The 19,286-nt window shown below is 43.3% G+C and carries 22 protein-coding genes; all 22 read left to right on the plus strand.

Features of this window, described 5'->3' with window-relative positions; all coding sequences use genetic code 11:
- The first annotated feature begins 3 nt into the window (after positions 1-3).
- The 22 genes from PK1910_RS01080 (at position 4) to PK1910_RS01185 (ending at position 19,268) form a co-directional block, all read left to right on the plus strand.
- Entirely contained in the window at positions 4-1,389 is a 1,386-nt protein-coding gene (locus PK1910_RS01080; RefSeq protein WP_331299140.1) for a hypothetical protein, read from the plus strand.
- A complete protein-coding gene (locus PK1910_RS01085; RefSeq protein WP_331299141.1) occupies positions 1,355-2,500 on the plus strand; it encodes a hypothetical protein in 1,146 nt (381 codons plus the stop codon). Before PK1910_RS01080 ends, PK1910_RS01085 begins: the two co-directional genes overlap by 35 nt.
- A gap of 105 nt (positions 2,501-2,605) precedes the next feature.
- Positions 2,606-3,223 (plus strand): hypothetical protein, encoded by a 618-nt coding sequence (locus PK1910_RS01090; protein WP_331299142.1) that lies wholly within the window; start codon positions 2,606-2,608, stop codon positions 3,221-3,223.
- Positions 3,224-3,253: 30 nt separating this feature from the next.
- A complete protein-coding gene (locus tag PK1910_RS01095) occupies positions 3,254-4,174 on the plus strand; it encodes a hypothetical protein (RefSeq protein ID WP_331299144.1) in 921 nt (306 codons plus the stop codon).
- Between the two features lie 14 nt (positions 4,175-4,188).
- Complete coding sequence (locus tag PK1910_RS01100; protein ID WP_331299146.1) at positions 4,189-4,410, plus strand: hypothetical protein; 222 nt, start codon at positions 4,189-4,191, stop codon at positions 4,408-4,410.
- 2 nt (positions 4,411-4,412) lie between these two features.
- Positions 4,413-4,880: a hypothetical protein gene (locus PK1910_RS01105; RefSeq protein ID WP_331299147.1), complete on the plus strand. Its 468-nt coding sequence runs from the start codon at positions 4,413-4,415 to the stop codon at positions 4,878-4,880.
- Between the two features lie 12 nt (positions 4,881-4,892).
- Positions 4,893-5,276 carry a hypothetical protein gene (locus tag PK1910_RS01110; protein WP_331299151.1) on the plus strand — a complete coding sequence of 128 codons (384 nt, stop codon included), beginning with the start codon at positions 4,893-4,895 and terminating at the stop codon, positions 5,274-5,276.
- A 1-nt stretch (position 5,277) separates the two neighbouring features.
- Positions 5,278-5,760: a hypothetical protein gene (locus tag PK1910_RS01115; protein WP_331299153.1), complete on the plus strand. Its 483-nt coding sequence runs from the start codon at positions 5,278-5,280 to the stop codon at positions 5,758-5,760.
- A complete protein-coding gene (locus PK1910_RS01120) occupies positions 5,760-6,224 on the plus strand; it encodes a phage major tail protein, TP901-1 family (RefSeq protein ID WP_331299154.1) in 465 nt (154 codons plus the stop codon). The genes PK1910_RS01115 and PK1910_RS01120 overlap by 1 nt, the downstream gene beginning before the upstream one ends.
- 108 nt (positions 6,225-6,332) lie before the next feature.
- Positions 6,333-6,677 (plus strand): hypothetical protein, encoded by a 345-nt coding sequence (locus PK1910_RS01125; RefSeq protein ID WP_331299155.1) that lies wholly within the window; start codon positions 6,333-6,335, stop codon positions 6,675-6,677.
- A gap of 65 nt (positions 6,678-6,742) precedes the next feature.
- Positions 6,743-7,003, plus strand: a complete 261-nt coding sequence (locus tag PK1910_RS01130) for a hypothetical protein (protein ID WP_331299156.1) — start codon at positions 6,743-6,745, stop codon at positions 7,001-7,003.
- Between the two features lie 3 nt (positions 7,004-7,006).
- Positions 7,007-10,231: a tape measure protein gene (locus PK1910_RS01135; protein WP_331299157.1), complete on the plus strand. Its 3,225-nt coding sequence runs from the start codon at positions 7,007-7,009 to the stop codon at positions 10,229-10,231.
- A gap of 1 nt (position 10,232) precedes the next feature.
- Positions 10,233-10,799, plus strand: a complete 567-nt coding sequence (locus PK1910_RS01140) for a DUF2460 domain-containing protein (protein WP_302131545.1) — start codon at positions 10,233-10,235, stop codon at positions 10,797-10,799.
- A gap of 11 nt (positions 10,800-10,810) precedes the next feature.
- Entirely contained in the window at positions 10,811-11,665 is an 855-nt protein-coding gene (locus PK1910_RS01145; protein WP_331299158.1) for a DUF2163 domain-containing protein, read from the plus strand.
- Positions 11,662-12,126 carry an NlpC/P60 family protein gene (locus PK1910_RS01150; protein WP_331299160.1) on the plus strand — a complete coding sequence of 155 codons (465 nt, stop codon included), beginning with the start codon at positions 11,662-11,664 and terminating at the stop codon, positions 12,124-12,126. The genes PK1910_RS01145 and PK1910_RS01150 overlap by 4 nt, the downstream gene beginning before the upstream one ends.
- A complete protein-coding gene (locus tag PK1910_RS01155) occupies positions 12,126-15,827 on the plus strand; it encodes a phage tail protein (protein ID WP_331299162.1) in 3,702 nt (1,233 codons plus the stop codon). Before PK1910_RS01150 ends, PK1910_RS01155 begins: the two co-directional genes overlap by 1 nt.
- Before the next feature lie 13 nt (positions 15,828-15,840).
- The gene (locus PK1910_RS01160; protein ID WP_331299164.1) at positions 15,841-16,164 is read left to right on the plus strand and encodes a hypothetical protein; all 324 of its coding nucleotides are present in this window, start codon (positions 15,841-15,843) and stop codon (positions 16,162-16,164) included.
- Between the two features lie 15 nt (positions 16,165-16,179).
- The gene (locus tag PK1910_RS01165; RefSeq protein ID WP_331299166.1) at positions 16,180-17,199 is read left to right on the plus strand and encodes a collagen-like triple helix repeat-containing protein; all 1,020 of its coding nucleotides are present in this window, start codon (positions 16,180-16,182) and stop codon (positions 17,197-17,199) included.
- Positions 17,200-17,219: 20 nt separating this feature from the next.
- A complete protein-coding gene (locus tag PK1910_RS01170) occupies positions 17,220-17,750 on the plus strand; it encodes a phage holin family protein (RefSeq protein WP_331299168.1) in 531 nt (176 codons plus the stop codon).
- 58 nt (positions 17,751-17,808) lie between these two features.
- Positions 17,809-18,198 carry a YcbK family protein gene (locus tag PK1910_RS01175; RefSeq protein WP_331299171.1) on the plus strand — a complete coding sequence of 130 codons (390 nt, stop codon included), beginning with the start codon at positions 17,809-17,811 and terminating at the stop codon, positions 18,196-18,198.
- Between the two features lie 17 nt (positions 18,199-18,215).
- A complete protein-coding gene (locus PK1910_RS01180; protein ID WP_331299173.1) occupies positions 18,216-18,755 on the plus strand; it encodes a hypothetical protein in 540 nt (179 codons plus the stop codon).
- Positions 18,756-18,995: 240 nt separating this feature from the next.
- A complete protein-coding gene (locus tag PK1910_RS01185; RefSeq protein WP_331299175.1) occupies positions 18,996-19,268 on the plus strand; it encodes a hypothetical protein in 273 nt (90 codons plus the stop codon).
- Positions 19,269-19,286 lie beyond the last annotated feature (18 nt).

The following is a 19,286-nucleotide window of genomic DNA, read 5'->3' on the forward strand; positions in this document are numbered from 1 at the left end:
AATATGGCAATAATTAACAATAACCCTCGATTAGAGGAGTATGAGCTGTTACATGACGCATATTATGGTAGCGGTATGTTCGCTACTGGGGCGGCGATTACGGAACACGCTCGAGAGAGTACGCAGTCAATCGCTTTTAGGCGTAAGATAGCTTACTACTTAAATTACACAGGGCCTATTTTGAACGCCTCTGTAGATCCAATCTTTAAGGACGAAATCAAGCGAGAATACAGCAAATCTGTATTATTTGATGAATTCATTAATGATGTAGACCGTCAAGGCACATCGCTACAGGAATTTATTGAGCAAAATGCTATAGCAGCTAAGCTGTATGGCGTTATGTATATCGTATCTGATAACGTGAGCGAGTTTGGCAGCTCTTTGGCTGAAACATTGGCTAATAGGTCTATGCCTTATCTCACGGCGGTTGAGCCTAAGAACGTAGTGAATTATGAGTTTGACGACAACGGAAAGCTCAAATTATTTACTTATGCGACGTATTTGAAGAATGCTGACGGCACAATCAAAGCACGTTGCCACACATGGACGCCTACCGAGTGGAAAATCACAGATGATAATAATAAACTCATCGACAAAGGCGAGCATAACATCGGCCGCATTCCTGTGGTTCAATGGTTTGGCAGAGCAGCACGCAAGCGTGATATTTTGCCGCCGCCTGAGTATTTGAGTATAGCTAAAACGAATGCTCATGTATATAATTTGTGCTCTTTGCTATCTCAAATCTTATACAATCAGACATTTTCTATCTTGACTATGCCAGTCGATAACAATGGCTTGCAAGATGTAACAATCGGTACAGATAACTTGCTCGCATATCCATTCGAGTCAAGTAAGGCACCGAACTTCATCGCACCAGATAAAGGGCCAGCTGAGGTACTTATGGCTCAAATTGATAAGCTCATCAATGAAATGTATCGCATGAGTGGTATTGATAGCGTTATCGGCGTACAGCAAGCAAAGAGTGGCGTGGCTAAACAATGGGACTTTGAGCGTACTAATCAAAATCTAGCAGCCTTTGCAGTCCGTTGTGAGAATGCAGAATATGACATTATCGCTCTCTATAAGCTATGGAGCGGCGACAATTTGGAGTATTTTTGCGAGTATCCAAAAGACTTCAAAGTAAATGATGTTACTGAAAGTCTTACACAGGCACAACAGGCTAAAGACTTAGAATTTGAGTCCGACACATTCGACAATGAAATCTTAAAGAAAGTAATTGACGCTTATATGCCTAATTTGGAAAAGGAAACTAAAGACGCAATCGTTAAAGAGGCGCAGACGGCGGCCGATACTAAAGCCCAAGACCAAGCTTATGACGATGATGATCTAAACGGTGGCGACAATGACACAGACGAGCCAAACGCTTGATAAGATACTCGAGCAATTTGAAAAAATGGTGTATGAGTTGGTGAAACTTGGATATTCAGCCGATAAGGCTGTTCAAATCGCTTATAAGTCTTATCCTATTATGGAAATGCTAGAGGCCCATCTTACGGCTGATATGGTGGAAAATTTCAATAAGGCCTATCATAGTGTACTTACACCGCTCTCGGTGGCAGGGCATAGGCCTTTTAATTACACAACTCAATCAATTAGTGAGGCTATGCAAGCGGCTTGGGCGAGCGACGGCTTAAAGCTATCTAAGCGACTACATAAAAACGCTCATAAAGTGCGACGAGAGACGACGGCGGTTATCGCTAACTCTCTAAAGCGTGGTAAAAGCATTCGTGAGATAGCTCGCTCTATATTCGAGGGCTATGGCAAAGGTGGCATAATTGCTACTGATAAACTGCCTAAACATATTGAACGTCTTAGAACGTTAAAGCCGCCGCAATCGCTCAATGATGAGGAGTTGGCTCGATTTAAGCGAACAATTAGGCGCACAGAGCGGCTAGTACGGCAGAACACAACGCCAAGCCTACGAGCTGCCTATTCTGAATTAATTCAAGCTGTTGATGAGGGCAACGCTATTGATCTTTCTCGAGCTGTTACTGTGGCCGTGCAGGAGAAAGCACGATACAACGCCGAGAGGATAGCTCGCACAGAAATGGCTAGAGCATACGCTGACGGCCAAATGCTACGCTATAAAGATGATGAGGATGTAGTCGCACTCAAATGGGTGCTATCCAGTAGGCACCCTCGGTATGATATATGCGACTTTTACGCCAACGCCGATTTATATGGCTTAGGTAAAGGCGTTTATCCTAAAGACAAATTTCCTACGTTGCCAGCTCATCCGCATTGCATGTGTAGAATATCGCCTGTATTTGATTTTGAGGTAGACATTACCAAAGCAAAAGACAATACAGACGAGGGCGGTAAGCAATATATAGAGTCTATTTCTCGTGATCATAGAGAGAAATTACTCGGCATAAGCGGCAGTAAAGAGGTTAAAAGCGGCAAAGCTAACTGGAAAGACTACGCAAGGGGTTGGAATGGTGAAACATTCGAGCCTAGAGAACCAAAAGAAAATACATAATTTAGACCTACAGGCCTGCGCAAGTGAATGCGTAGGCCTTTTATATTGCCATTAATTAGGGGAGCCGAAAGGTGGCAAAATTCATGACGAAAAGGAGAACGACTCATGACTTTAGCAGAATTGTACACAAAACTTGAAAATCTCGAGGGCGGTAAGGAACTTATCGACGGCTTTAAAAGCGAAATCTCTCACATTAACGAGGGCGCCAAAGCCGACAGAATCAAATTCGAGAAACAAATTACCGATTTAACTACAGCACGTGATGAGTTAAAAGGTAAGGTTGACGAATACGAGGCTCACAAAGGCGAGAAAAGCCCAGAAATCTTGGCTTTAGAGAAACAAATTAAAGGCCTTACAGATAAGTACGAGCAAGCAGAGCAAGCTCGCCAAGCAGAGATTGAAAAGCGTACTAATTCCGAAATCAGCGCTCAAACGATTGCAGCGCTAACAAAAGCTAATTGTACAGACGCCGAAACATTCAGCAAGCTCATTGCTGGGCAGATTTCCGTACAGCAAGACGGATCTTATGGCTGGACTAAGGACGACGGCACAATCGGCACTATCGAGGAATGCGCAACGGCATTTCTTGCTGACAAGCCTTACGCCGTTAAAACTGCACAAAATGGCGGCAGCGGTGCAGGCGCAGGCAATGCGAATGACGGCAATAGTCAATTAGCAGAAATGTACAAAATCGCAGGTATTAAACCACCTAGCGAGGCTTAATTATTTAATTACGAAATGAGGTATTAATCAATGGCAATTAACACTTTACAAATGGCTCAAAACTTCCAAACAGTACTAGACCAACAGATGTTAGTTGGTGCTACATCTGGCTTTATGGAGGCCAACGCTGGCGATGTTAAATACAACGGCGGCGATACTGTTAAAATTCCTACTCTTTCTGTTGACGGCTTGGCTAATTATGACCGTGATAACGGCTATAACCGAGGCGCTGTATCTTTGAAATTCCAAGATTTCAAACTTACCCAAGACCGTGGCCGTAAGTTCTCTCTTGACTCTATGGACGTAGATGAAACAAATTTCTTAGCAACAGCGACAAATGTTATGACTACATTCCAAAAGGAGCAAGTTATTCCAGAAGTTGACTCTTACCGCTACTCTAAAGTAGCTGCATATGCTAAGCAAGAAAGCCGCAAAACAGACTCTTTCACCCCAGACGATACTAACATTGTCAAACAGCTTAATAAAGAAATCATGGAAATTGAGGACTTAATCGGTGAAACTGGCGATTTAGTCATCGTAATGAGTGCACGAGTTCAAGGTATTTTGAACGAGGCAGCAGGCGCTAAAGGCATGCTCAATGTAGCTAACTTTGCACAAGGCCAATACAATACTCGCGTTCGCACGTATAACGAAATTCCTATTATTGGCGTATCTAGCGCACGCTTAAAATCTCAATACATTTTCAATGACGGCAAAACTACAGGACAAGAAAAAGGCGGCTTTAAAGCCGATACAGGCGCTAAAGCTATTAACTGGCTTATCATGAGCCGTAAAGCTGCTATTGCTGTATCTAAAACAGACAAAATGCGTATTTTTGATCCAACAATTAACCAACAAGCTGACGCATGGGCGATTGATTACAGAAAATTCCATGACGTATGGGTTCCTAAGAACCGCTTAGCGTCTTTGTGGGTAAACTTTGGCGCTTAATTAGGAGGTAAACTATGGGCAAATACAGAGTAATTCGTATGAATGAGGTTCGATACACGGACAATGAAAGCACTCTCGAGCTATGGCTTGATGAGGGCTTTGTATTAGAGCCAGAATTTGAACCAGACACAGAGCCGACAGACGGCGAGGGCGGTGTAGGCGATGAAAACCCAGACACAGAGCCGACAGACGGCGAAACAGAGGGCAAGAAAGCTACAAAGTCCAGTAAGAAATAATCATGAATGCTAGAGAGGTGTTTGAGAAACGCCTACGACAAGCTATAAGAGCCAGCGCTCGAGAGGTACAAGAGGAGGCACAACGCACTCATCGCTTTAACTCTCGCACAGGGCAACTTGAACGAGCTATTAATAAGCGTATGATTGGCGATAAAACGGCAGAGGTATATATCAGTCGCAGGATGGCGCCTTACGGTAGATTTGTACATGAGGGAACGCCTGCATATTACATATTCCCAAAAGAAAAACAGTCTTTACGCTGGGTTCCTGCTGGTGGCAATGGCTTTGTGTTCGCTAAACGTGTATTTCACAGGCCGAAAGAGGGCGATAGGTTCTTATATGAGGCATTGGATAATAGCCATGAGGCTATTGGAAACCTTTTCTCTAAAGCCGTTGGCGTTGCGCTTGATGATGTGGCTAGAAATATAGAGCAAGGCGCAAAACGAGGGGAGTTACACATTAAACTGTAAGGGGTTACATAAATGTTATACGAATTTCAATCTATGGTATTCGATGATGAGCTACTAGGCCCCAACGTGCTAGAAACCACTTTAAAGAAAGCAGAGAGTTGGCTGTATGTATTGGCTAAAAAGCTTGGCGTGCAAGAGGGCGATGTAATTCGCTCTTTTGTTGCAGATGAGCTCGTAACACTCTATTGTTACCGAGAAACATGCATGAATAAAGCCGCCTCTCTGATTGGCCAATATAGCCGTAATGGTTCCGATGATGATTATTACTCTAAGAAACTAAAGTATATCAACGATAGAATAGCGGTATTAGAGGCTCAAATCACAGCGGAACAGCTCACAGGGCAGCCAGCCAAGTATGCAGGGTATAGAAATATACCTTTATATCGAGGTGGCTAATATGTGGCTCGAATTATTGAATAAAATAAAATACGCATTAGAGAAAGCCGAGTTTAATGGACAAATTAAGCTCGGTTTTTTAGCACCTCAAACGGCTGGAGTAGACTCTCTCGGAATGGTAATGCTAGGACGAGGCGAGGCAACGCCTGCCGATGAAAACGTGCATAACATGCTAAAACAAGAGTTTTACATTGAGGTATGGACTAAATCAGATAGTCATGAGTTCGATGTAGCTTATGAGCAGATTGCCGTATTAGAGAGTCAAGTCGAAAGGGTTATTATTGCCTTTCGTGAGGCCTGCGGTGCACTTAATGAGGAATTTTGCGTATTACAAGAAAGCGGCTATCAGATTATTGATATTCGCTGCACGAATAAAACAGACGATCACGACAGCATGAGGCCTTTTATTGGTACCCAATACCGATTTGAGGCTAAAATGTACGATTTAAAAGAAAATCTAAATACTAAAGGGGGTATTTATTAATGGCAGAAACATTATACAAACCAGCGGCGGTAGATATGCCTACAGCAGGCAAGAACTACCTATTATATTTGAACGTTGGCACAAATGAAAAAGCAGGCGCTAAATGGCTATTGTTAGGCGGCCAACGCTCTGGCGACCTTTCTCGTAAAGCTGACTCTATCGACGCAAGCCACAAAGGCTCTGGTGGTTGGAAATCTACGATTGCAGGCCTTAAAGAGTGGAGCTTTGCGATTGAAACATTACTTATGCCTAAAGAGGAAAGCTTGAAACTCTTAGAAAAAGCATTCTTGGACGGCGACAATGTACATATCAAATTCGAGTATCCAGATAAAACATTCTTCACTGGAATTGCCAGCGTTACAGAGCTTTCTCTCTCTACACCTCACGACGGCGTGGCAACATATAAAGGCTCTCTTAATGGCATAGGCCCATTATCTGAGCTACAACCAGCACCGCTAGGCTAATAGGTAGTCTTTAAATACCTGTAATACATTCCTAACTTAGCGCTAAAAATAGGAGTTTTAATTATGAAAAAAGTAAATTGTGATTTTTTTAAAAATGGCGAATATTTAATGTTCAATATGCAGCGCCTCATGGAGTTTGAGGCTGCTGTAGGGCAACCTATTGGGAAATTGCTACAAATGAGCATTTGGCCAATCAATAGCATTATCACAGGTTATGCCATTGGTATGAAACAGCATAAACGCAATGCACAACAATATTATGAATTGTTTGACGAGCTACTTGCTGATGAAACCAAAGACATGAGCCTCTTATCATTACAAGCGCCACTTATGCAAGCGATCATTGCAAGCGGTGCTTTGGGTTCCAAAATGTACTATCAAATGTACCCAAACGAACTCACGCCAGATGATAAGGTAGCTATCGAAAACGAGGCCGAACAAGCAAAAAACTAGAGGGGGGCCAAAGCGCCCCCTCTTTTTCTTTATGGGTACGAAATGCGGAAGATATAGCATACAGCGTGTTAGAGCTAAAGCCGTGGGAGTTTATGCGACTCCAACCTATGGAGTACAGAAAGCTAGTTAGAGGGTATGAACGTAGACAAAAGCTACAGGATACAAACAGAGCTTTCTGGGTGGCTAATATCATGAACACGCAGCTATCCGAGCCAATCGAACCGAAGAAATTTATTGACATTCTATATCCGCCTACAGAGGCCGAGAAACGGCAGGCAGAGGCGGACTTTATCCGTGAGTTTAGAGAGGCAGGGGGTGAGATATAGAAAATGGCAGATAGTAATATTAATGTTCGCATTAGTGCTGACAGTTCAGAGGCTACGGCAGCCGTCAACAAGGTAGCCAATACGATAAGCTCTGAACTACCAAAAAGCGTGGCAGAGGCGAGTAATAAAGTAGCCAAAGAGGCTGCTGGCATTCGTGCAGAAATAAAGTCTATTGTTGCTCAAATGAATAAGGGCTTGCAATTCGCTGGCGCTGTTACTGGCATAGGGCTAGTGGCGAATAAAGTCAAAGATGTGGCTGTAGCAGCAGCGCAGACAGCTGACGAATTAACGAGCATACGTTCTCGTATCAACTTAATCAATGACGGCTCACAAACTACCGCCGAGATCATGGACAAAATATATGGCGCAGCCAATCGCTCGAGAGGCAGCTATATTGACATGGCTGATAGCGTGGCAAAGCTTAATATGCTGGCAAAAGACGCATTCAGCTCGAATGATGAGGCGATCGCCTTTGTAGAGCAACTGAATAAACAATTCAAAATCTCTGGAGCTAGTGTGCAAGAGGCAAGTGCTGCGATGTACCAACTTACCCAAGCAATGGCTGCAGGTAAGTTACAAGGCGACGAGTTCCGCTCTATCATGGAAAATGCGCCGTTATTAGCTCAATCTATTGCCAATGAAATGGGGTTATCCGTTGGCCAATTAAAAGAAATGAGTTCGCAAGGCCTCATTACAGCCGACATAATCAAGAATGCACTGCTCGGCAGCGCAGAGGAAACAAACGAGAAATTCGCCGAAATTCCTATGACATTCGCCGAGGTAGGCCAATCTATTCAAAACCAATTAATACAAGCCTTTCAGCCTGTACTTGAACAGATTTCTACTATTCCACAAAGTGGCGAGTTCCAAGCGTTAAGCGAGGGCGTAGGCGTAGCAATCAGAGGCATGGCGGTAACAGCACAAGGCTCTATAGGCTTAATTAGCGCAGCTTTTGCAGGTTTACGGATAGCAATATCAACGATCACGCAGACAGTAAGGAGCTTTGGCTCATTGTTTATTACGACTATGCCGAGAATAACAACAGTTGTGCTCGGAACTATTGCCGCTTTTACAGCTTATAGAGTGGCAGTGAACGCATGTAGCGCACAAACTGCAGCTTTGACAGTCAAAACGCTGGCATATAACGCAGCTCAAATATTAACTACAACAGCAACAAAAGCCTTTTATACGGCCGTTACTGTTTTAAGAGTTGCATTCGGTGCGACTGTGTTTTTAATTGGCGCTTTAACAATGCCTTTAACTGTTTTACGTTCATTGTTCGCTGCCTTGCGTAGTGGCATGTTACTCACAGCAGTTGCTCAAAGAGTATTAAATGCAGCCATGAAAGCCAACCCTGTAGGGTTATTAATCTCTGTACTTGTAACATTGGTTACAGTATTTGCTACAGCGGCAGCAGCTGGCAACGGCTTTGGAAGTACATTGAGCTCGGTATTCTCGACAATCGTTCATACTGCAGTTTGGGGCGTAAATAAGATTATTGAGGCTTTGAACTGGCTTATTGCTAAACTCAACAGCGTAGGTGATAAGGTAGCCAAATTCTTTGGCGGTACGTTCACCGCTATTGCGCAGGTAGACACTATCAGCGCTGATACAGCGCAGGATATTGTAAATACTGCTGGCGATATGGCCTCGCAAGTATTTAACGGCTTATCTGGCGGCGGTGATACAGGCCTTGATGTTGGCGGTGGCGGCGGTGGAGATTACGACACCAGCGGCGGCAAAGGTAAAAAAGGCAAAGGTGGCGGCGGAAAAGGTAGCAAAGGTAAAGACCTCGAAAAAGAGGCTAAGCAGATACATGAAAAGATTTTGCAATCATACCTTGAAATGCTCGGCAACAAGCAAGAGCTACTCGAATTAGAGTACAAGAAAGAGCTTGATGAGCTTGAAAAATCAAAGGCAGCTAATGCTAACTATCAAAAAGACCTCGAGTTATTGAACGCCGTATATGCTGAGAAACGCATTAAAGCTAAACAAGAGGAAATGACAAAGCTGCGAGAAATCGAGAATAACATTCGTGATATGCGAAAGGATCTCGAGTTAAATCTAGCAGTCAAAGATAGTACAGGCCAAGCCTCGCCTATGGTTCAATTCACCAAAGAATATACCGACGCTATAGACGCAATCGGCGACAAATGGGATAAATACGCCGATGATTTCGTACAAATGGACAAAATGCAGCAACAGCATTTTATTGATACCTTGAAAGAGCGAGGTATTAAGTTTGAGGAAGTCGAGGACGGACGCATTACATTTGAACGCCAAAAGACTGAGGAATTGCTCGCAGTTCATCGTGATTATAGCGATAAATACCTAGAATTACAGCGCACAATGGCCGAGGAGAAATGGAACATTGACGAGGCTATGCGTACACAGGACTTTGAGGCGTTGCAATCGGCGCTTGACGCTGAATATGTAGCGACTCAGCAAAGCTACGAACTACGCAAGGAGCTTTTAAACGAGTACCAGCAGGCTGTAATGGATAGCCACTGGAACGGACAAGAGGCTATTTGGGAGAGTGCAAGCGCTGGCATTGATAAATTACAAGAGGGTATTTCTGGGCTCTTGCAAGGCACAATGAGCATAACGCAGGCTTTCCAAAATATGGGTAAAGCTATCCTTAAAACAATTAGTGATAGCGTGGCTCAATGGATCGCAGCACAAGTAAAGCAAGCTGTGCTAGGCAAAATGCTACAATCGCAACAAACAGCGGCAAGCGTAGCAGCGGCACAAGCCCAATTACCTGCATGGAGCTCACTCGCTCAACAAGTATCAATGGCAACATTTGGCGCTAGTGCGGCGGCTGGTTTAGCTGCATGGAGTAGCAGCACAGCGGCAGGCGTGGCGCAAGCTACGGCACTCGGTGCAGTTGGCAACTTTGGCGGCAGCTTTGGAGCTGCATTCAACGCTAACAGTATGCCAAAACTCGCAGAGGGCGGCCTTGCTTATGGTGCTACATTCGCCCAAATCGGCGAGGGTAAATATGATGAGGCTGTATTGCCTTTATCTGATACCGTATTCGACCGATTAGGTGAGGGCATTAATCGCTCTAATGGTGGTATGGGCGCAGGTGGCGGCATTACGCTCAACGTGAGCGCTATCGACGCCGAAAGCTTTGGCTCATTCCTTGAAACACGAGGCGGCAGGGCGTTACGTCAATTCCTTGTAAATCAAGATAGAGAATTTATCGGAGCGGAGGGAACGTGGTAATATGGCGGAATTAATGAAATTTCCTACTATCATATCTTTGGCTTGGAAATCTCAAAAGGCTCAAAAATGGGATACTAAGACAAAGACCTCTGGTTCTGGTAAGGTTCGCACCATGACCAACTGGAAATATCCACAATATACGATTTCCACAGAGTTTGAAGTGCTAACACCAGCACAATATAAGGAGCTCATGGGCTTTTACTCTAAGACTAAAGGCGGTACAGTTCCTTTCTTGTGGTTAGATCCAGAGGACAACCAAGAAAAAGGCATTCAGCTCGGCACTGGTTCAATGGGTTCATGGCAAGCCGTGCGAAAGTTCGGCGATTTCCTAGAACCTGTATACCACATAGAAAACCTTACATTATACGCTAATGGCTCACCCATTCGAGCTGTTAGCGATAAAGGCGTAATCAAGCTGGCAGCAGGCCAAACAGTTGAGCCGAATGCAGTAATTACAGCCGATTATACTTATTATTGGCTCGTAAGGTTCAGCGGTGATATGACAGCCGAGTACATTTTCACAAACGTTTATAAATCTAAATCATTCAAGTTAGTATCAACTCGATAGGGGGCGCATTTATGAAAGAGGTAAACGAGGTATTACGAAATCACCTCAATAATGACAAGTATTTCATGAGCTGCGACCTTTACGAGTTGCGCTTGCGTAGTGGAGTTACCTATTATTGGGCGGACTCAGACGCCGACGTATCATACAACGGCCAAATATATAAAAGCGACGGCCCAATTATCGTAAGGGATAAGATAACCACTAATAGCAGCGTAAGCGTTGATAAAATGACGGTTAGCATATCCACGAATGAGCAAGATAAAATAGGCGGCGTTCCTATTATGGCTGTGGCTCATAATGGTGGCTTTGACGGCGCTCAAATGACGCTGAAACGAGCTTTCTTTGATGATAACTACACCATTATAGGCGCTGTGGGCTTATTTACTGGTTTGTGTGAGGTTACGCAGGGCGGCGGCCTTACCTTAAAGCTGAATGTTAAATCAATCGTGCAAAAGCTCAATATTGAATATCCAAATAGGCGATATTATCCACAGTGCCCATTTAGCGTGTATTCAAAAGAGTGCGGCGTTGATATTAAACAATTTAGAAAGATCGGTAAGGTAACAGCATTAGGCTCTGGCCCTAATTCCATACGAATTGACATACCATTTACTAATGGTTATTACACAGCAGGCGGCATAGATTGGATCACTGGCCCATTGGCAGGGCAATCTACGCAGATATTACAAAGCGCTGACGGCGTAATTCTGTATATGAGCGCTCTCGAGGTAAGCCCAAGAGTCGGAGACCAATTCTATATATATGCTGGCTGCAATAAAACACCTAGTGAATGTAAGAATAAATTCAATAACTGGAACAGAAACAGGGCTACCCCTTACGTTCCACTAAAGGAGAGCATAAGATGAATACTTTAACGACTGGCGAAAGGATAGCTAATGCTGCGATTGAGTGGCTAGGCACACCTTACGCCAATAATTCAATGGTGAAAGGTGCTGGCGTCGATTGCTCTTATTTATTAGTGGCCGCACTCGTAGATAGTGGCCTCATGAAAGCTGACCGCTTACAGATAGAAAACTACTCAAATGAGTGGCATTTACACCATTCTGAGGAGAAATATCTTAAATACGTGCAACAAGTCGCCGATGAGGTGAAAGAGGGCTCTCCGTTTGAAATTGGCGATTTTTTACTATACCAATACGGCCGATGTATTTCGCATGGGGCTATTTACATAGGCAAAGGACTTGTAATTCATGCTTTCGTTGATTATGGCGTGATTATATCCAAGCTCGATGATGTACTTTTTTATGACAAGAAAGGCCGCTCTAGGTTGAGGGCTGTATATAGATATAGAGAGGAGCGTGAATAATGGGCTTTTTATTTACAAGAGGTAAAAACACTACCAGCAGAGCCGATTTAATCGCCGATTTTCAAATCAATACAGCCTCATATGGCGAGGTGGTTCCAGAGATACTGGGTACAACTCGAGTGAGTGGCAATATCATTGATTATGAAGATTTCACGGCGCATGAACATAAAAGCACCACCAGAACTGGTAAGGGTGGCGGCTCTAAGCATACGAATATCACATATACCTATACTGTAGCTGCTGCCATTGCATTATGTGAGGGCCCTATCGCTGGTATTGGCAAGGTGTGGCGTGATAAAGAAATATTCCAATATCCAAATGAAAATATCCAGCTTACTTTGTTTAATGGCGAAATAGCCCAAGCCCCTTGGCCTTATATGCTATCTAAGCACCCAGAAAAGGCATTGCCTTATAGTGGCTTGGCTTACATGGCTGGCGTGGTTGATTTGGGCGAACGTGGCAGCTTACCTCAATATAATTTCGAGGTATACGGCAAGCTCAGAGATACAGGCGACGGCGTGGACGTGAACCCAGCGGACTATATCGAGCATGTGCTGCAATCAGTTGGGGCCGATGTACAAATTGAGGGCATTGAAAACTTTAGAGCTTACTGTAAGGCGGCTGATATTCTTATCAGTACACCGCCAGAACAAAAGAGCGCTAAGGCTCAGCAGATTATAAACGATATAGCCGAAATTACAAATAGCCTTGTATTCTGGAGCACCGACCGCCTTAAAATCGTACCTTTAGCCGATAAGCCTATTGGCACATGGACGCCTGCGAACCAAATTCAATACAACCTCACGGCAGATGATTTTATCGCAGGTACCGACGGCCAACTTATTTTGTATAAGCGCAAAGATACAAGCGAGGCATTTAATGAGGCTACAGTAGAGTTCATTAACCGTGCCAATGGCTACGAGAAAGAAACAGTATCTTTTGAGGTAGTGGCCGACGTACAAAGAAACGGCTTAAAGCCAGCCTCAAAGAAAACTGCTCACTACCTATATACAAAGGCTAGAGCTCAATACTATGCCGAACAGCTCGCCATGAAACGGCTGTATTCTAAAACGCAGTACACATTTAGGCTTGATTGGGCATTCTGTACTCTTGAGGTTGGGGATCTCTTAACACTCACCGATGAGGCTTGTCAATTAAACAAGCAAATTGTTGTAATTACAGCGGTAAACGAGGCGGCCGACGGCCAGCTTGAATTTACAGCAGAGGGCAAGCCAGCTGGTACGTATGCACCTGCTCGCTACGATGTACATGAGAACGAGCGGCCTTTTGTTGATTACAACCAAGAGGCGCCAAGCGTCAACGATGTGGCAATCTTCCAAACAGTTGGCGATGTAGGCGGCAATCAAGTATTTATAGGCGTAAATGCACCAAGCGGCTGGGGTGGTTGCTCTGTATGGTTATCTGATAATGGCGAGAACTACAGCCGCATAGGATCCATTAGTCAACAGGCTCGAATGGGCCGCACTCGATTGGCATTCAATGAAACAGCGAACGCCTGCGAGGTTACGCTCAATCAAGGCATACTCAAAGGCGGTACGCATATCGACGCCGAGAGAGCGAATACGCTTTGCTGGGTAAATGGCGAGGCGTTCAGTTATGAGGGCGCAGAAATGCACCAAGATAACTGGTATACATTAAGTGGCCTAGTGCGTGGACAATATGGCACTAATGCAATTAGTCATAATGCTGGCGAGCGGTTTATTCGTGTAGATGAGGCTTTATTTAGATACCCATATCGCAAAGAGGATATAGGCAAAACAATATACCTCAAATTCACCTCTATGAACTTATTCGGTAGCAACGAGCAAGAGCTCGACGAGGTACAGGCTTATCAATACACCTTAACGCCATACTTTATTCCAGAGGTTACAGACCTCACTCTATACACTAAATACTACGAGATCACTAATAGGGTTAAGTCATTCGATGTGGTAGCAGAGTTCAATGTGCCACAAATTAACAGCCTTGATACTGTGGAAATCTGGTATAGAGAGCATAGTGGTCAATGGAAATATGGCGGCGCAGGTGAGGGGCAAGTCATTATAAGCGGCTGTGAATTAGGCCATACATACGAGGTTAAAGCCATTGTGAAAGATACACACGGAAACACCTCACAGGGCGTATCTAAGAGTATTACTGTAGAGCTAAAGAGTGAAATTCCGAATAAGCCTCTAGGCTTTTCTATTTCATTCAGCGATATGGCTCATTTTAACTGGTTAGAGGTTAGAAATGCCGATGTAGATTATTACGAGCTACGGCTCGACTTAAACGCTGGCCAAAATGATGGCTTAATCGGCCGCAGTAATAACACTACATACAGCGGAACGCTAAGCAATCGGACTGGTAAGGTGTACTTGTATGCTCATAACCCAGCTAAAGGCTATGGAGCGCCTGCTGAATTAACCTATAATGTGCCGCAACCTAAGCAGCCTACAAACCTAAGAGCAACAGCCAATATCAATGGTATAGGCGTTACATTCGAGGCTATTCCTGCGAGCTGTAAGGGCGCTAATGTGTATGTAGATAGTAAGGTATATTTCACTACTACAAACGCTCTAAGCATTCCTTTAGAGGCTGGTATGTACAATGTAAAAGTGGCTTACGTCGATATATTCGGCGAGGGGCCTGTGAGTGAGCCTATATCTGTAGCCGTAAAAGCTAAAATTGATAAAGAGCTACTCGACATGGAAAGCCTCGGTATATCTGATATGGATAAGGCCATTAAGGCTTTAAATGACGAAGTCGGCACAGTCAAGACTAGCGTTAATGGGTTTGAAAACAAACTCATCGACCGAGCGAGTGCATTTCAGCGCTCTTTGAATGATTTGAACAAGCATGTAGGCTCTCAAATTACTCAAATATCCGAGGGCATTGAGTTAAAAGTAACGAATGCACTCGGAGCGCTAGACGGCAAGGAACTTATAAGCCGTATTAACTTAACACAAGCAGGCACACGCATTGACGGCAGGTTATTACACGTTACTGGTAAAGCATTATTTGATGATAATATCATTACAAATAAAATGCTGCAGGCCGACAGCGTGAATGCAAGGAATATTAAAGTTGATAACCTAGCAGCTATATCAATTAATACAGGCGACCTAACAGGCGGCTCTATTACAGGGGGCACGTTCAAAAATAGTACTGGTACATTCGAGATAGATCGCGACGGTAATATTAATGGTGCTAACATCACAGGCTCACGAATTGACGCCGCCTCAATATTCCAATCTGGCTATAAGATTAAGAATATTGACGTTCAAGTGTATAGGGTTAAGCATGGCGATTGGTGCCCTATTCCAAATGGGTTTACTGAGGCACAATGTACTTTTGTACCAGTCGGATATGTACAGACTGAAAGTTATTGTAATTCCAGTAATAGCGGTAGGCCTTATATTCCGCAACCTACAGATGATGGGATCGGAAAAGCTCTTGAACGTATTACTTTTGATAAATTCAATCAGCAAAAAGCTCGCTGGGCTGGTAGTTGTGATATATATTTCAGAAACAACCGCACGCATAAGGTTAATATCGGCATTAAAGGTAAGCGAAAAGCGGTTGTAGAGAGCCGCTATTTAGATATGTCTACATCTGGTAGCGACGGCAGCGTGCAAGGGTTTAAAGACGTGGAAACATATTCATATGGTGAGTTGTTTGTGCTTGTAATTGCTAAGCAATAATAGGGGGTGAATTATGGTAAAACACGATTTCACTATCCATGCTGGACACGATTTCAATGTTTCGTATGTAGTTCCAGAGGGTAGCGACAGAGTGCTAACAGGGTTTACAGGTGTATGTAAAATCAGAAAGCGAGCAGATGAGGGCGTTATCTTCGAACTCGCCGCAGAGGTTGGCGAAAAATATGTTACATTCTCATTGAGTGGGGCTACATCGGTGGCCAAGAAAGTAAGCGGCAAAGATTTTGTATATGACGCTTTTATTTACAACGATAGTGAGCATATTAAGCTAGGATACGGCAAAATCTTATTTATTCAAGATATTTCAATGCACGACTAAAGAGAGGTAAAAATCATGGCAGATAATTCTTTAACAATTAAATTCGATGTTCCTACGACTCTGGATTTACTCGAGGGTTTAAGAGGCCCTAAAGGGGAAAAGGGCGAGGACGGCCAACGTGGTGAGCGAGGCGAACGAGGGGAGCAAGGCCCAAGAGGGTATAAAGGCGAGGCAGGCAGCGCAGAAAAATCAGCTCAATTCTTAAAAGAGCACAATATCTGGCTCGAAGATACTAGCGTAGATACATTGCTTATGAAAGTCATTGAGCTTTCTGGTTGTCATAATAATTTCACGCCTAAATCTCTCGACTTTATCCAGCCAAAAGAGGGGGCTACTTATATTGACTTCACAGGCGAGCCGCACTACAAAATAGCTATCAATAATGGAGAAAAACGAGAATTTCAGTACGACAATATGCGAGTGGCTATTGATGAAAGCATGAAAGGCAATGTAAGAGTTGATTATTACGACTTAATGGATCGCTTAGTTACAACTCATATTATTGAGATAGTTAAGCCTACACAGGGCCCAGACTTTGGAACTTTCACCAAAGACACTCAATTAACTTCTAACATGGGTGGTGTTACTATCGCTGGCACAGGTAAAGTATATGCAAATGGAGTTAAAATTATTCCTACAGTATTAGAAACTATGAATAAATTCAATTTAGAAAACATGTTCAAAGGCATAATCGAAAAAGTTTGCGATTACAAACAAGTTGAATGTGTAGAACTTGATTTAACGCAATTACCAGACAACCAACCTAAAGGCGGCAACTTCCCAGAAGTGTGCAAAAATTTAAGCTATTTAGTTAACAATGGTAACAATACCATTGTTAAGGTTAATCGTGGACAGGTAATTACTGTGTCTGAGGATCCTATGACACCGCACAAAACAGGGGTGGCAACTTCTATTAAGTTCACAGGTGCACTTAATAAGAAAATTCAATTCAACGGCTCTGAGTTGGTTGCTATGGAGCAAGGCGCTAAATATGAATATGTGTTCGCTACAGACACAATCAATAAAGTAGGCTAATTTCAATGTAAGGGGAACAAATGCAAGAATTAACGAATTTCATGAGTGAGGCATGGCGAACTCTTACAGAGTCTTTTGCCATGAAAGCCTTACTCGCAGTAATAGCAGAGGTTGGCATATATATGCTAGGGCTTAAACACGTTCAAGTGCTAGGGATATTCATTATACTGGTGTTTCTTGACCTTATCACTAAATGGGCCTCTATTAGCTATCAAATGTTACTAGATTTAGGGGCTAGCCCAGAGAATATTAGCGGTTCTGACAAATATTTAGCTATTCCTGCCGCTTGGGGTAAGGGCTTAATCAGCTCAAAGCATATGCGAAAGCCATTTGTTACAAAGGTGCTCACATACTGCCTAGCAACTGCGGCAGCATGGTGCTTTGACTTCATGGCTGGACAATATGCTTTCGCTGTCAATCTAGTATGGCTATATCTTGGCTCGGTTGAGTTTTTGAGTATACTCGAGAATATGAGAGACGGCGGCAACAGCACAGTAACAGGGCTATTGGATATAGTGCATTCAAAAATTGATATGATTTTAAAGAAATAATAATGTATAGGCTGCATTCGTACTGAGTGCAGCCTTTTATAATTGGGGGTTAAAAACTATGAAAATTGGCGAATATTTCGACGATTACGAATTTGCTTGTCATTGTGAACGTCATGCGGTTGATGAAAACGGCCATAATGTGCTGGATCACATCATCGACAAGCGACTTGTAGACGTATTAGACAAAATTCGTGAACGCTTGGGCGTTCCTATTACCGTTAATAGCGGCTATCGTTGCCCAGAGCATAATGCTGAGGTTGGTGGCGTTCCTAATTCCTATCATACGCAAGGCGTTGCTGCGGATATAACCTATGACGGGATAGACGTAGACTATCTCGCGCAGGTGGCCGAGGAATGCGGCGCCGACGGCATAGGTAAATATTACTATCAAGACTTCGTTCATGTTGACGTGCGAGGTTATGAGGCTCGCTGGAGTGATATGGACTAAATAGGAGGTTATCATGTATGAAAAAATTAAAACATACCTCGAAACGCTTAAATATAAGATTACTATGCAGCGCCTTATTGTTGGTGCTATTTGTGTGCTTTTCCTCTATGGCATTGGCAGCCTCGCAAGTGGATATTTCACAGCCAGAGCCAACTATAACCGTGCCATTGAGCGATTGGAACAGACTCAAAGGGCACTTGATGACAGCCGACGCCTCAATCGAGAACTCAACAAACTCATTGAAACAAGCCGACAGCTTAACAATGACGCAGGCGACAGAATTAAAAGAATTGAGGGTTATCAACAGCGAGAGGGCGAAAGCCTTAACCGAATTGAGGGAAATCAACGAGAAACAAGGGCAAGAATTAGAGAAAGCCTCGAGCAAAATAACAGAGCAAGAGGAGAGATTAAATCAAGCCTCGAACTCATTAGACGAATTGAGGAACGAAATCAAAAACAATAGACGAACAGAGCAACGCTTGCGGCGTCAACGTGATACATGGGCCGCTGGTGGTGTGATTGGTTTTCTAATTGGCGCAGCTGGCGCTATTCGATGAAATCGAGGTGATCCGATTATCTCCCTACTATGTGAGGGTGGACATATAGCTTTGATTTTTGATAATTGGTAAATAAAATAGGCCTACTACACTAAATATATACATTTAATGTAGTGGGCCTTTATTTTTTTGCAAAAATTTAAAAAAGTACTTGCATTCTATTTGATTATATGTTATCATATAATCAAAGGTAAGGGAATTACACTTACTGAATGATAAAACGAAAGGACATCACACACCATGAAAATTTTAATGACAGAAGATTTCACAGCAACATTACAAGATAATCAAAAGGATTTCTTGAAACTCATGTTTGACGGAGCATTAAGCGCAGCTCATTCAGCAGCTGCACAATATCGAGCATATCGAGATGAATTTGATAAGCTTGATTTTGTGGCTAACATGAAAGCAGCGTTTAATTATCAAAATCTTGGTGGTTTTGAGTCAAATCCGTTACTTGATGATTTAACCGACATGTACTCAAACATCATGAATGCAGCGGCTGATAGATAATAATATATGGCCCCTATA

It is taken from the genome of Veillonella parvula (assembly GCF_036456085.1).
In the GTDB taxonomy this organism is placed as follows: domain Bacteria; phylum Bacillota; class Negativicutes; order Veillonellales; family Veillonellaceae; genus Veillonella; species Veillonella parvula_E.

Excerpts from the sequence above, each read along its gene's own strand:
- PK1910_RS01165 (WP_331299166.1), top strand. The coding sequence starts at position 16,180 with ATGGCAGATAATTCTTTAACAATTAAATTCGATGTTCCTACGACTCTG.
- PK1910_RS01125 (WP_331299155.1), top strand. The coding sequence starts at position 6,333 with ATGTTCAATATGCAGCGCCTCATGGAGTTTGAGGCTGCTGTAGGGCAA.
- PK1910_RS01145 (WP_331299158.1), top strand. The coding sequence starts at position 10,811 with ATGAAAGAGGTAAACGAGGTATTACGAAATCACCTCAATAATGACAAG.
- PK1910_RS01160 (WP_331299164.1), top strand. The coding sequence starts at position 15,841 with ATGGTAAAACACGATTTCACTATCCATGCTGGACACGATTTCAATGTT.
- PK1910_RS01080 (WP_331299140.1), top strand. The coding sequence starts at position 4 with ATGGCAATAATTAACAATAACCCTCGATTAGAGGAGTATGAGCTGTTA.
- PK1910_RS01155 (WP_331299162.1), top strand. The coding sequence starts at position 12,126 with ATGGGCTTTTTATTTACAAGAGGTAAAAACACTACCAGCAGAGCCGAT.
- PK1910_RS01090 (WP_331299142.1), top strand. The coding sequence starts at position 2,606 with ATGACTTTAGCAGAATTGTACACAAAACTTGAAAATCTCGAGGGCGGT.
- PK1910_RS01140 (WP_302131545.1), top strand. The coding sequence starts at position 10,233 with ATGGCGGAATTAATGAAATTTCCTACTATCATATCTTTGGCTTGGAAA.
- PK1910_RS01100 (WP_331299146.1), top strand. The coding sequence starts at position 4,189 with ATGGGCAAATACAGAGTAATTCGTATGAATGAGGTTCGATACACGGAC.
- PK1910_RS01185 (WP_331299175.1), top strand. The coding sequence starts at position 18,996 with ATGAAAATTTTAATGACAGAAGATTTCACAGCAACATTACAAGATAAT.
- PK1910_RS01135 (WP_331299157.1), top strand. The coding sequence starts at position 7,007 with ATGGCAGATAGTAATATTAATGTTCGCATTAGTGCTGACAGTTCAGAG.
- PK1910_RS01175 (WP_331299171.1), top strand. The coding sequence starts at position 17,809 with ATGAAAATTGGCGAATATTTCGACGATTACGAATTTGCTTGTCATTGT.
- PK1910_RS01150 (WP_331299160.1), top strand. The coding sequence starts at position 11,662 with ATGAATACTTTAACGACTGGCGAAAGGATAGCTAATGCTGCGATTGAG.
- PK1910_RS01120 (WP_331299154.1), top strand. The coding sequence starts at position 5,760 with ATGGCAGAAACATTATACAAACCAGCGGCGGTAGATATGCCTACAGCA.
- PK1910_RS01095 (WP_331299144.1), top strand. The coding sequence starts at position 3,254 with ATGGCAATTAACACTTTACAAATGGCTCAAAACTTCCAAACAGTACTA.
- PK1910_RS01110 (WP_331299151.1), top strand. The coding sequence starts at position 4,893 with ATGTTATACGAATTTCAATCTATGGTATTCGATGATGAGCTACTAGGC.
- PK1910_RS01115 (WP_331299153.1), top strand. The coding sequence starts at position 5,278 with ATGTGGCTCGAATTATTGAATAAAATAAAATACGCATTAGAGAAAGCC.
- PK1910_RS01170 (WP_331299168.1), top strand. The coding sequence starts at position 17,220 with ATGCAAGAATTAACGAATTTCATGAGTGAGGCATGGCGAACTCTTACA.
- PK1910_RS01105 (WP_331299147.1), top strand. The coding sequence starts at position 4,413 with ATGAATGCTAGAGAGGTGTTTGAGAAACGCCTACGACAAGCTATAAGA.
- PK1910_RS01180 (WP_331299173.1), top strand. The coding sequence starts at position 18,216 with ATGAAAAAATTAAAACATACCTCGAAACGCTTAAATATAAGATTACTA.